Here is a 12059-nt window from a genome sequence, read left to right as displayed (position 1 = left end):
CGACGATCGTCGTCCGGCCGTACCCATCCTTTGATCCACCGTGAGGAGACCCCGTGTCCACGAAACCCACCGTGAGAAGTCTCGCGGCCGGTGCGGCGGCCGTCCTGGCCGCCGGAACCCTCGCCGGCATCACCGCGACCGCCTCGGCCGGCACCGCCCCGGCGGGCGCGCCAGCCATCGCCGCCAACTGCGGCGTCCTCTTCGACGACTTCGCCTACTCGTCCTCGTCGGACCCGGCGATCGCCGCCCGCAACTGGACCGTACGCACCAACTCCGGCGGTCCGGGCGTGCCCGGCGCGGCCTGGCCGGCGGCGAACGTCAGCTTCCCCACCGACGGCGGGCAGAAGGTGCTCCAGTTGACCGCCAAGACCGACGGTACGGCCGGCGGCACCAGCCAGGCCGAGTTCCTCCACCAGCGCAAGTTCTTCGAGGGCACCTATGCCAGCCGGGTCCGGTTCACCGACGCACCCCAGTCCGGACCGGACGGCGACCACCTGGTGGAGACGTTCTTCACCATCACCCCGCTGGACCGACCCCTCGACCCGAACTACGGCGAGATCGACTTCGAGTACCTGCCCAACGGGGGTTGGGGTGAGCAGGGGCCGATCTTCTACCAGACCACCTGGGAGACGTACCAGAACGAGCCGTGGCAGGCCGACAACACCCACACCGAGCAGCGGGCCAGCTTCAACGGGTGGCACGACCTGGTCTTCACGGTCGCCGACGGCCGGGTGAAGTACTTCGTCGACGGTCAGCAGGTCGCCGACCATGGGGACCGCTACTACCCGGAAACCCCGATGTCGATCAACTTCAACCTGTGGTTCATCGACCTGGTGGGGCGTACCGGCACCGGGCTGGCCACGTACATCCAGCAGGTCGACTACCTCTACTACGCCGACCGCGAGGTGATCACCACCGCGGAGGCGAAGAACCGGGTCACCGCGTACCGCGCGGCGGGCACCAACCACGTCGACACGGTGGGCGCCGGTGGCACCTGCACCACCACACCGCCGACCACACCCCCGACGACCCGCCCGCCGACCACACCCCCGACCACTCGCCCGCCGACCACACCCCCGCCGACGACCGCGCCGCCGGCCAACTGTGCCGCCGCTCCGGCCTGGAACTGGGGAACCGTCTACCTGGAGGGCGCCCGGGTGAAGCACAACGGGCGCCTGTGGCAGGCCAACTGGTGGACCCAGGGCTCCGAGCCCGGCCTGACCGCCCAGTGGCGCGACCTCGGTCGCTGCTGACACCTCGACGATCTTGCACTTGTGGTGGCACACAAATCCGGATGAGTGTGCCGATCCGGGCGCCACAAGTGCAAGATCGCCGGGGAAGGGGGACGGGTTAGCGGCCGGTGGCGGTGTCGCAGGCGGTGGGGTCGCCGGTGTCGTAACCCTTGCGGAACCACTCCTGGCGTTGGGCCGAGCTGCCGTGGGTGAAGGAGGATTCGTCGATCTGGCCGCCCGAGCGCTCCTGGATGGCGTCGTCACCGATCGCGGCGGCGGTGTCGAGCCCCTCCTTGATGTCCTGGTCGGAGATGCTGGTGAAGATCTTCTCGCCCCGGTCGTCGGCGGTCCCGGTGGCGTTCTTCGCCCAGGCGCCCGCATAGCAGTCGGCCTGCAGTTCGAGCGCCACCGACAGTTCGTTCGCCTGGCCCGGATTGCTGGCCTGCTGCCGGCGCATCTGCGCCTCGGTGCCGAGCAGGTCCTGCACGTGGTGGCCGTACTCGTGGGCCAGGACGTAGGGCTGGGCGAACTCGCCACTCGCGCCGAGTTGTTCGGCCAACTGGCGGTAGAAGGAAAGGTCGATGTAGACCAGATCGTCGGCCGGACAGTAGAACGGTCCGACGCCCGAGTCGGCCGCACCGCAACCGGTGTTCACCGCCTGCTCGAAAAAGACCGTGTCCGACTCGGTGTACGGCTTGTCGAACTTCTCCGGCATCGCGCGTTGCCACCAGCTCTGGATGGAGTTGACGTACAGCGTGTTGCGGCAGTCGAGCTGCTGCAACGCGTCGGGAGCCTCGCACCGCTGCTCGATCGCGGTGTTGTCGCCCTGCTCGTCGCCACCGGTCAGCGCGTTGAGTCCGAAACCGCCGCCGACCAGCGCGACCAGCACGGTGACGATGACGCCGACCAGCCCGCCGCCACCGCCGAGCGAGAACCCGCCCGACCCGCCCGATCCGCCGGACCCACGCCGGTCATCCACCTGACTGGTGTCGATCTCCGCGTTTTCGTTCAGCTCCATCGAGACTCCAGTTCAACGGGGATACCGCTTGCTGACATATCCGGATCTGTCCGGGTCCCGTAACGAGTGGATCCGGATGGCCGTGCGATACCCCGACGCCCTGATCGGTAATCCCTGGCCGATGCCTCGCGGAGAAACATCCTGGTCATCAAGGCGGTCCTCGCACCGAGCGGCGACATGCTAGATTCCGCGCGTCCTTGTCCTCCTCTCGTGACGGTCGTCATGGTCGTCGCGCCCCCTGCTGCCAAAACGCCGTCCTGTCGGCGATGAGTGGCGGACGGCCGCAGAGTGGTGGCCGACAATACGTCGAAGGTGATGAATCAGCGCATGACAAGTTCCCCTCATACCGTTGTCATCGGGGCGGGTCCGGCGGGCCTGACTGCGGCGTACCAGCTGACCAAACGTCAGGCTTCGGTCGAGGTCTTCGAGGCAGACGGCCAGGTCGGTGGGATCAGCCGTACGGTGGAGCGTGAGGGCTGGCGCTTCGACATCGGCGGACACCGGTTCTTCACCAAGGTCTCCCAGGTGGAGGCGCTCTGGCACGAGATCCTGCCGGACGAGGACTTCCTGCTCCGGCCCCGGATGAGCCGGATCCACTACCGCGAGAAGCTGTTCGACTACCCGCTGAAGGCCAGCAACGCACTGGGCAACCTCGGCGTCATCGAGGCGGTCCGGTGCGTCGGCTCGTACCTGTGGGCCCAGGTCCGGCCGCCGAAGGACCAGAGCCACTTCGAGGGTTGGGTCACCGCGCGGTTCGGCAAGCGGCTCTACTCGATCTTCTTCAAGACGTACACCGAGAAGCTCTGGGGCATCCCCGCGACCGAGTTGCAGGCCACCTGGGCGGCGCAGCGGATCAAGAACCTCTCACTGGCCAACGCGGTGGTGAACGCGCTGATGCCCAAGCGGAACCAGAAGGACATCACCAGCCTGATCGAGGAGTTCCAGTACCCGAAGTTCGGCCCCGGCATGATGTGGGAGCGGGCCGCCGAGCACGTCGCCAAGGCCGGCGGGGTGGTCACCCTGAACACCTGGGCGAAGACCGTGCACCGGGAGGACGGCCGGGCGGTCGCCGTGACCGTGGCCGACACCGACGACGAGCGCCGGGTCGAGGCCGACCACGTTGTGTCGACCATGCCGATCTCCGAGCTGATCAAGGTGATGGACCCGCCGGCCCCGGACCACGTACGGGCCGCCGCCGACGCGCTGCGCTACCGCGACTTCCTCACCATCGCCCTGGTGGTGCCCGAGGCCGCCGGGTTCCCGGACAACTGGATCTACGTGCACACCCCCGGCGTACGGGTCGGCCGGATCCAGAACTTCGGCTCCTGGTCGCCGTACCTGGTGCAGGACGGTTTCACCTGCCTGGGCCTGGAGTACTTCGTCAACGAGGGCGACGACCTCTGGGAGATGGCCGACGACGACCTCGTCAAGCTCGGCACCGAGGAACTGGAGCGGCTGCGCCTGGTTGCACCGGGTGCGGTCAGCGCCGGGTACGTGGTCCGGATGCCGAAGGCGTACCCGGTCTACGACGAGGGGTACGAGGACGCCGTCGACACGATCCGGGGCTGGCTGGCCGAGGCGGTGCCGAACGTGCACCCGGTCGGGCGTAACGGGATGCACCGGTACAACAACCAGGACCACTCGATGCTCACCGCGATGCTGACCGCGGAGAACATCCTCGACGGCACCACCCACGACGTGTGGCAGGTCAACGTCGAGGAGGAGTACCACGAGGAGAAGGGGTCCGGTTCGGGTTCCGGGGACCACGGCACCGGTCGGGCCGCGCCCGTACTGCCGAAGCAGACGGCTCGGTGACCACCCTCGCCCCGCCGCCGCCCGCCCCGCGACTGCAACGACTGCGAGGCTGGACGACGGACCGGTTGGGGCGAGTGCCCGGCGACGCCGGCCACCTGCTCCGCCGGCACTGGGTGCTGGTGCTGCTCCTGGTGGTCGGCGGCGCCCTGCGGGTGCTGGTCATGGTCGGTTACAACCCGGCGCTGTGGTACCAGGGGGACAGTCAGAGTTACCTGGGGCTGGCCTACTCGCACCAGCCCGGCACCGTCCGCCCGTACGGCTACAGCTTTTTCCTCAGCCTGCTGGTGGACCTGCACTCGGTCCGCCGGATCATCGCGATCCAGCACCTCATGGGACTCGCGATGGTCGTCGCCGGTTACGCCTTCCTGCAACGCCGTGGCGTGTCCCGGCTGGTGTCCACGCTCGCCGTGACCCCGCTCCTGCTGGACGCCCGTACGGTCTCCGTCGAGCACTTCCTGCTCGCCGAGACGCTGTTCACCAGCCTGGTCCTGATCGGGATGCTGGCGCTGACCTGGCGGCAGACCCCCGGCTGGGTCGCCGTACTGGTGGCCGGCGGGGCGTTCTCCTGGGCGGCCCTCAGCCGCTCGATCGGTCTGGCCGCACTCGCGGTCCCGGTGCTCTACCTGCTGTTGCGCCGGGTGAACTGGCGCCGTACGGGTGCCTTCGTCGCGGTTGTCGTGATCGCCCTCGGCGGTTACCTGGTCTGGTACCAGAGCTACCACGGCCAGTACTCGTTCGGCACCTACGGCTCCCGTTTCCTCTGGTCCCGGACGATGACCTTCGTCGACTGCGAACAGCTCGACCTGACCGCAGAGGAGCGCCGGCTCTGCCCCGACCAGCCACTCGGCCAGCGACTTCCGCCGGACCTGTACCTGTGGGGTGACGGGAGCAAGGAGGAGTGGGTGGAGATGCCGGACGCGGTGTTCGGCTCCTTCGCCACCAAGGCGATCCTCGGCCAGCCCGGGGACTACCTGGCGACGGTCGCGCTGGAGACGTGGCGGGCGGTCCGGCCGGGGCCGTACCCGAACGAACGGGTCGCCTGCGTGGCGAGCATCTGGGACTTCCCGGCCAGCGGCGACGGGACCTGCGTGCCGTACCTGGCACCGGAGAACCCGGCCGCGCGCCGGTTCGCCGGCCTCGCCGGTGACTACGACCATCCGCTGATGGGCCCGCTGCACCGCTACTCGGCGGTGGCGACCGTGCCGACGACCGTGGTGGCGCTCTGCTTCCTGTTGGCGCTGGTCCTGGCGTTCTACCGCCCCCGCGCCTCGACCTGGCGGGACAATCTCGACCCGTTGGCGTGGGTGGCGCTGGCGTTCGGCATGGTCGTCGGGAGCGTCGCCACGTCGGCGATCGACCCCCGCTACACCGTGCCGTCGCTACCACTCGCGCTGATCGGGGCCGCGCTGGCCTGGCGCCGGTTCCAGGCGGTCCGCCGTACGCCGACGCCGGTCACCGCCGCCGACGGCACGGATGGTGACGGTACGGTGACGCCAGCCGGATAACGCTGACCGTGTGACGATCGACGTGCACGGACACATCAGCCCGCCGGAGTCCAGGCGACGCTTTCCGATGCCCCGTACGCTCGGGCAGGTCGAGGAGATGATCTCCGGAAAGCTGGCTCGTGGCGTACGGACCACCATCATCGGCAGCCCCGTCGGTGGTGGTGCGATGGTGCCGGTGGCCGGGGTCGACAACTACGCGCAGAGCGAGAGCGACCTGGTTCGGCACGACGCCTGGCTGGCTGGACTGGTCGACCAGCACCCGGAGCGGCTGCGGGCCTACGTGTACGTCAACCCGTTCGGCGGCGCCGCACACCTGGCCCGGGTCGCCCAGACCGTACGCGAACCGCAGTTCGTCGGGCTGATCGCCAACACCAGCGTCGCCGGCCGCTACCTGGACGCCCCAGAGGCGGAGGACTTCTTCGCGCTCGCGGCGGAGGCTGACGTACCCGTACTGCTGCATCCGCCCGCGATGCCGGCGGCCGGTGCGGGCCTGGACCACCTGTTGCTGATCGAGCAGTTGGGTCGGTTCAGCGACGTCACGATCGGGCTGGCCTGCTGCGTGCTCGCGGGCTGGCTGGACCGTTTTCCCGGGCTGAAGCTGATCGGCCCGACCGCCGGTGGCGCGCTCGGGCTGCTCGCCGAGAAGCTGGACCGGATCATGGCACCGAGCCACTGGGACGGCGGCCCGGCAGCGTCCGGTCCCGGCGGACCCAGCGGTGCCGGCGGACCCAGCGGACCAGGCGGTCCCGGCAGCCCACCGGGCCCGCCCCGGCTGATGCGCCGGCTGACCGCGCTCGCCAAGCCGCCCAGCAGCTACCTGCGCCGGATCTGGGTCGATACCGCCACACCCAGCGCCACCGCGATCGACCTGGCGCTGCGGACCTTCGGCCCGGACCGGGTGCTGTTCGGCACCGACTCGCCGCCGTTGCCGCACACCGAGCCCGGTGCCATCCTCGACCTGGTCGACCGGCTCGGGGTGTCCCCGGCGGTCCGGGACGCGATCTGCGAGCGGAACGCCCTGGCCCTGTTCGGCGACTCCCTCCCGCCCCCGGCGAGCACCCCGGCCACCGTCGACCGACCGGCCGCGGCCACCGTCGACCGACCGCTCCCGGCGACCGTCGACCGAGCGGCCCCGGCCGTCGTCGATTGGGCGCTGGTGGACGGCATGAGATCACGCCGTCCACCAGCGCCGGACCGAGCGGCCGGGCCGCCGCTCAGTGGGTGAAGAGATTCACCGCGGTACGCGCGGTCTGCACCACCCCGTAGCCGAGCAGGACCACGACGAGCAACCAGGACGCCCACAGGCGCAGTCGCTGCCGGCCGACCGTCGGATGGTTTTCGTTCCCGGTCATCGGCTCGGCTCCTTCTCCTCGACGGCTACATCGGTGGCGGGTCCGGCGGGCTCGTGGAACCGTTCCGGCACCGGGCGGATGAGCAGGTTCGCCACGAACCCGATCGCGAGTACGCCGACCATGGTGAACAGCGCGGGCCGGTACGCCTCGGCGGTCAGCGTGCCGGGCTTGCCCTGGGCGTCGAGGAAACCGTTGATGATCAGCGGGCCCGCGACACCGGCGGCGGACCAGGCGGTCAGCAGCCGACCGTGGATCGCACCGACCTGGAACGTGCCGAACAGGTCCCGCAGGTAGGCCGGGACGGTCGCGAAACCACCGCCGTAGAACGACAGGATGACGCAGGCCAGCAGCACGAAGAGCGCGGTCGAGGCGTGCCCGACGGCGGCGAGCAGGGCGTAGAGCACCATGCCACCACCGAGGTAGAGCAGGTAGATCGGCTTGCGCCCGATCAGGTCCGAGGTGGACGACCAGACGAACCGTCCGGCCATGTTGAACAACGACAGCAGCCCGACGAATCCGCCGGCCGCGGCCACCGCGACGGTGGATACCCCGTTCTCCCGGAAGAAGTCCTGGATCATCGGACTGGCCTGTTCGAGGATTCCGATGCCGGCGGTGACGTTGCAGAACAGCACCACCCAGAGCAGCCAGAACGACCGCGTACGCACCGCGTTGGCGGCCGACACGCTCGCCGTGGTTACCAGCGGCCGGGCGGCCACCGTACCCGGATCGAAGCCGGCCGGTCGCCAACCCGGCGCCGGAACCCGGACGTTGACCACGCCGAACATCATGATGACGAAGTAGCCGATCCCGAGGGTCAGGAAGAGCCCGACCAGGGCGCCACCGGAGGCGACCGAGCTGGCGTTGGCCGGGTTGTAGCCGGGGTCGTAGAACGAGAGGAGCTGCCGGGACAGCGGACTGGCCAGCAGCGCCCCGCCACCGAAGCCCATGATGGCCAGGCCGGTGGCCAGACCCGGACGGTCCGGGAACCACTTGATCAGAGTGGACACCGGCGAGATGTAGCCGATCCCGAGCCCGATCCCGCCGAGCAGACCGTAGCCGAGATAGACCAGCCAGAGCTGCGTGGTCGCGATGCCGAGGGCGCCGACCAGGAAACCCGCGGCCCAGAAGCACGCGGAGACGAACATGGCCTTGCGCGGCCCGTTCGCCTCGACCCAGGTCCCGCCGACGGCCGCGGACAGGCCGAGCATCACGATGGCGATGCTGAAGATGATGCCGATCGCGGTCTGGCTGGTGTCGAAGTGGGTGATCAACGAGTTCTTGTAGACACTCGTCGCGTACGCCTGCCCGATGCACAGGTGAACCGAGAGCGCGGCGGGAGGGATGAGCCAGCGACTGTAGCCGGGTGGTGCGACGGTGTGAGCGCGGTCGAGCGCCGACAGAAATGGCACGTGACACCTCATTTCCGAGTCACCGTGCGGGGTTCCACCTCGAGCGGCTACCTACGCCGACCCCGATGATTCCTCCGCATACCGCCCGGAACCGTACCGCTGGCCGGGCCCGGTGACGCCGAACGTGATCTTCTGCGCGACGGGCGGTCCGACCGGTGAGCCGAGCGGCACCCGTACGTTCCAGGACGCCGCCCGTTCCACCGGTTCGCTGTCGGTATACCCCGCTATTTCACCGGCGCGACGTCGATGAGCGCGAGCGTTCTGGCGCACGCCGTGGGCCAGTCCTCCTCGTCGCCGTCGGTCGGGGAACCGCCGCCGGTCGGCCCGTGCCGCTCCTCGGCCGCCTCCTCGCGGAGAACCGGAATGGCGGCACCCGCCGCAGGTCCGATATCGGCCAGGCACCGCAGCGCCGCACGTCCGTGCGGTCCCGTACGCAGGTGGGGCAGCAGTGCCGGCACCACCGTTGCCGAGTCGCCGGTCAGGTGCCAGTAGGCGATCGCCGACCGCACCGAGAGCCAGTCGTCGTCGGCCCCGAACAAGGGGGGCAGCAGGTCGGACAGGGCCAGCGCGGCCGGCCCAAACTCGGGGAGCAGTTCGAGTGCGTGGACGCGCTCGGCCCGGCCGCCGGTCTCGATGATCTCCCGCAGCACCGGGAGCAGCGGGGCCGGGTCGCCACCGATCCGCCAGATCGCACGGACCGCGTTGACCCGGACGAACGGCTCGTCGTGCGTCAGCATCGGATACAGGTCGGGCAACGCGTCGACCGCGTCCGGGCCGAGGTCGCCGAGGACCCGGGTCGCGATGTGCGGATGGGTCGCGCACTCCTGGCGGAGCAACGGGACGATCTCGGCGGCCGGGTTGTCGGTGCCGGCGTACAGCCGACCCAACGCGTCGATCAGCCCGATCCGGGTGTTCCCGGCCGGTGCCAGCGGGACGAGCCGGAGCAGCGGTGCGCGGCAGGCGTCGGCCCACGGTCCGATGGCGATGATGGCCGCGTCCAGCCCGGACAGGTCCACCGGGTCGGCGGCGAGCCGTTCGGCGAGGTAGGTCGCGGCGCGGGAATCGTGCAACCGGCAGAGCGCGGCCAGTGCGAAGGCGGCTGGCTCGTTGTGCCGGACCGGTTCCCTGGTCACCAGCGCCCACAGCTCGTCCGTGGCGGTCACGGCGGCGTGGCCGGAGTCCGCCAGCAGGCTGGCCGCCCAGTACCGGACGTCACGGTCCGGGTCGGACAGCCGGGCCGCCAGCGCCGGCCCGAGTTCGGCCGCCGCCGGCCGCCAGATCAGGATCGGGTGCTCGGCCGCGAACACCGCGCCCTTGCGTACGTCGGCGCTGTCGTGCCCCATCCAGCCGCGCAGCAGCCGGATCCGCAGGTCCCACTGGTCGTCGAGCTGCTCGATCACCCACCGGAGCGGGTCGTCGCCGAGTGCGCTCCACGGCAGTGTCGACAGGGCGTCGAGCGACAACGGGGTGTCGCGTTCCAGCACCTCGGCGACGCCGTCGGGCAGCGGGACGGAGGAACCGGTCGCCAGGTGGACGGCCACCAGCGCCGCCGCCAGTCGGGGCGGGGCGGCCGGGTCGGCGAGCCAACCGGTGATCAGCGGCGGGGTGGCGGTCTCCAGCCCACCGGCGGCCAGGATCAGCGCGGCCCGGACGACCGGGCTCTCCTCCGCCTCGATCCGGTGCAGCATCGTCGTCGCGGCCGGATCGGTCCCCTCGATGCAGGCCCGCAGGGTGTACGCGGCATGGCTGCGGACCTCCTCCTCCGGTGCCGAGGTGAGCAGCCGCAGGTAGGTCGGCGCGCCCTCGGCCACCGCCTTCCGGGCGGCCCGGGTCCACTCCAGCTCCCGTTCGATCCGGGCGGACAGCTCCGGACTGTCCCGGATCGAGGCGGGTTCGTAGTCCTGGTGGACCTCGGCGTACGACGTGCCCTGGGCGATGGCCGCCAGCAGGGTCAACAGGCCGGTGGTGTCGGTGCCCGGGGCGTCGAGCAACTCGACCAGGAACGGTACGGCGTACGCGGTGGCCTCGTACACGGTGCCCTGGTGCCAGATCGTGCCGAACAGCTCCCCGAGCGCGTCGTCGTCACCCCCGGCGAGATCACGCAGGAGCCCGGGTACGTCCGTCGCCTCCCCGTAGGCGTGGTCGAGCTCATCCCAGGCGACGTCGTCCAGTCCACTTAGCACGGTGGTCACCGTACCCGAGCGCTCCGACGGCCGGTTCCCGCCGCCCGTACCTCACCCCTGGCTGGTGACCTCCGCCCTGCTTCGCCCCGAATCCTCGGCGACCTCCCCGGCGTCGCTGTCGCCGCCGTCGTTCCTGTCGTCGTCGGGGAGTGTCGGCAGTGGTGCCGGGGGACCGGGGTGTCCGACCGCCTTCACCACGGCCACCGCCACCGCCGTGGTCAGCGGGATCGCCAGCACCAGGCCGATCGAGGCGACCAGCGTTCGGACGATCTCCTCGGCGATCTGCGCACTGGTCAGTACGGCGAGCACCGGCCGGTCGTACGCGTTGATCAGCAGCATGATCGGCAACGCGGCGCCGGCGTAGGCGAACGCGATGGTGTAGACGGTCGACGCGATGTGATCACGGCCGATCTGCATGGCGCTGGTGAACAGTTTGCGGGCCGATCGGTCCGGGGCGAGCTGGTGCAGCTCCCAGACCGCCGACGACTGGGTGATCGTGACGTCGTTGAGCACGCCCAGCCCGGCCACGATGATGCCGCAGAGCACGATCCCGGAGAGGTCCACCTGTCCGTTGTAGACAGCGAGGGTGACCCCGTCCGCGTCACCGAGCCCGGTCAGGTGCGCCGCGCCCGCCGCCCACAGCCCGATCCCGGCCGTGGCCAGCAGCCCGAACAGGGTTCCGACCAGCGCGGTGGTGGTGCGCGCGGAGAAGCCGTGCGCCAGGTAGAGGACGACGAACATGATCGCCGCGGCGCCGACCAGGCCGACCAGCAGACCGGACTCGCCGACCAGCAGCGCGGGCAGCATGAACTTGACGATGACCAGGTACGCGACGCCGAGCCCGATCAGTGCCTTCAGCCCCCGCATCCGGGCCACCGCGACGACCAGCAGCGCGAACACCGCCGCGAGGATGCCGATCGGGACGGTACGGGCGAAGTCGTAGAAGGCGTACATGGCCGGGCCGGTCTGGTGGTTGAAGACCCGTACGACCTTGATCCGGTCGCCGGGTTCGAGCCCACTGCGGTACGACTCCGCCGGCACCTCCACGGTCACGATGCCGTCGCGTTCCGGGCCGGTCTCCAGTCGTGCCTGCACGGTGGCGCAGGTGACCATGCGGGGACCGGATTCGGGGCCGGTACGTTGTCCGGGCGCCGGGCACTCGTACGGTGCGACGGTCTGGACCGTCGCCTCCGGATGGCTGAGGTCGCGCCCCGCGGTGCCGGGGCTCGCACCCGACACCTGCTTGCCCCCCGGCCACAGCAAGATCAGCCCCACCAGCGTCAACACCGCCAACGGCGCAAGCACCACCGCAAGCAGCACAAACACCCGCCGCCCCGCCCTCGTCTCTCCCGCCTCTCCCACCCGTCCATGCAAATGCATCTACAACTCCGCCATCCTGCTCAGGTCCCGCCGCCAACCGCGTTGATCATGAAGTTAGCGACGCCTGGAGGGCGTTGGGGTCAAGTGGTGAGTGCAATCGTTAAGCGGTGATGAGTTGTGCCAGGCGCTGGGCTGGGGTGGCCCAGTCCAGTGTCTGGCGGGGTC

The 12059-nt window shown here is 70.2% G+C and carries 9 protein-coding genes; 4 read left to right on the top strand and 5 right to left on the bottom strand.

Features of this window, described 5'->3' with window-relative positions; genetic code table 11:
• Positions 1–71 precede the first annotated feature (71 nt).
• A complete protein-coding gene (locus ACWEFB_RS36665) occupies positions 72–1253 on the top strand; it encodes a carbohydrate-binding protein (protein WP_452292846.1) in 1182 nt (393 codons plus the stop codon).
• Positions 1254–1350: 97 nt separating this feature from the next.
• Here the strand turns inward: ACWEFB_RS36665 and ypfJ are convergent, their stop codons facing one another.
• Entirely contained in the window at positions 1351–2250 is a 900-nt protein-coding gene (ypfJ, locus tag ACWEFB_RS36660; protein ID WP_452292845.1) for a KPN_02809 family neutral zinc metallopeptidase, read from the bottom strand.
• A 327-nt stretch (positions 2251–2577) separates the two neighbouring features.
• On the opposite strand from ypfJ, the gene ACWEFB_RS36655 reads away from it, so the two are divergent.
• From ACWEFB_RS36655 to ACWEFB_RS36645, 3 genes are read left to right on the top strand one after another with little or no spacing between them, the layout of a single operon-like run.
• Positions 2578–4065 (top strand): NAD(P)/FAD-dependent oxidoreductase, encoded by a 1488-nt coding sequence (locus ACWEFB_RS36655; protein WP_452292844.1) that lies wholly within the window; start codon positions 2578–2580, stop codon positions 4063–4065.
• Entirely contained in the window at positions 4062–5570 is a 1509-nt protein-coding gene (locus ACWEFB_RS36650) for a hypothetical protein (protein ID WP_452292843.1), read from the top strand. Before ACWEFB_RS36655 ends, ACWEFB_RS36650 begins: the two co-directional genes overlap by 4 nt.
• Positions 5571–5580: 10 nt before the next feature.
• The gene (locus ACWEFB_RS36645) at positions 5581–6795 is read left to right on the top strand and encodes an amidohydrolase family protein (RefSeq protein WP_452292842.1); all 1215 of its coding nucleotides are present in this window, start codon (positions 5581–5583) and stop codon (positions 6793–6795) included.
• Here the strand turns inward: ACWEFB_RS36645 and ACWEFB_RS36640 are convergent.
• The 4 genes from ACWEFB_RS36640 to ACWEFB_RS36625 form a co-directional block, all read right to left on the bottom strand.
• Positions 6785–6922 (bottom strand): MFS transporter small subunit, encoded by a 138-nt coding sequence (locus ACWEFB_RS36640; RefSeq protein ID WP_326559060.1) that lies wholly within the window; start codon positions 6920–6922, stop codon positions 6785–6787. The genes ACWEFB_RS36645 and ACWEFB_RS36640 overlap by 11 nt on opposite strands.
• Positions 6919–8343 carry an OFA family MFS transporter gene (locus ACWEFB_RS36635; protein ID WP_452292841.1) on the bottom strand — a complete coding sequence of 475 codons (1425 nt, stop codon included), beginning with the start codon at positions 8341–8343 and terminating at the stop codon, positions 6919–6921. Before ACWEFB_RS36635 ends, ACWEFB_RS36640 begins: the two co-directional genes overlap by 4 nt.
• 212 nt (positions 8344–8555) lie before the next feature.
• Positions 8556–10514, bottom strand: coding sequence for a hypothetical protein (locus tag ACWEFB_RS36630; RefSeq protein ID WP_452292840.1), 1959 nt, complete (start codon positions 10512–10514; stop codon positions 8556–8558).
• A gap of 51 nt (positions 10515–10565) precedes the next feature.
• A complete protein-coding gene (locus tag ACWEFB_RS36625; RefSeq protein ID WP_452292839.1) occupies positions 10566–11840 on the bottom strand; it encodes a YibE/F family protein in 1275 nt (424 codons plus the stop codon).
• Between the last annotated feature and the right edge of the window lie 219 nt (positions 11841–12059).

This window comes from Micromonospora sp. NPDC004704 (genome assembly GCF_053601675.1).
Note: the sequence above shows the minus strand (reverse complement) of the source record. Positions and strands in the feature narration are given on the sequence as shown.

What these genes read in the sequence shown, in the direction of transcription:
- ypfJ (WP_452292845.1), bottom strand. Translation starts at nt 2,250, where the DNA reads ATGGAGCTGAACGAAAACGCGGAGATCGACACCAGTCAGGTGGATGAC.
- ACWEFB_RS36655 (WP_452292844.1), top strand. Translation starts at nt 2,578, where the DNA reads ATGACAAGTTCCCCTCATACCGTTGTCATCGGGGCGGGTCCGGCGGGC.
- ACWEFB_RS36640 (WP_326559060.1), bottom strand. Translation starts at nt 6,922, where the DNA reads ATGACCGGGAACGAAAACCATCCGACGGTCGGCCGGCAGCGACTGCGC.
- ACWEFB_RS36635 (WP_452292841.1), bottom strand. Translation starts at nt 8,343, where the DNA reads ATGAGGTGTCACGTGCCATTTCTGTCGGCGCTCGACCGCGCTCACACC.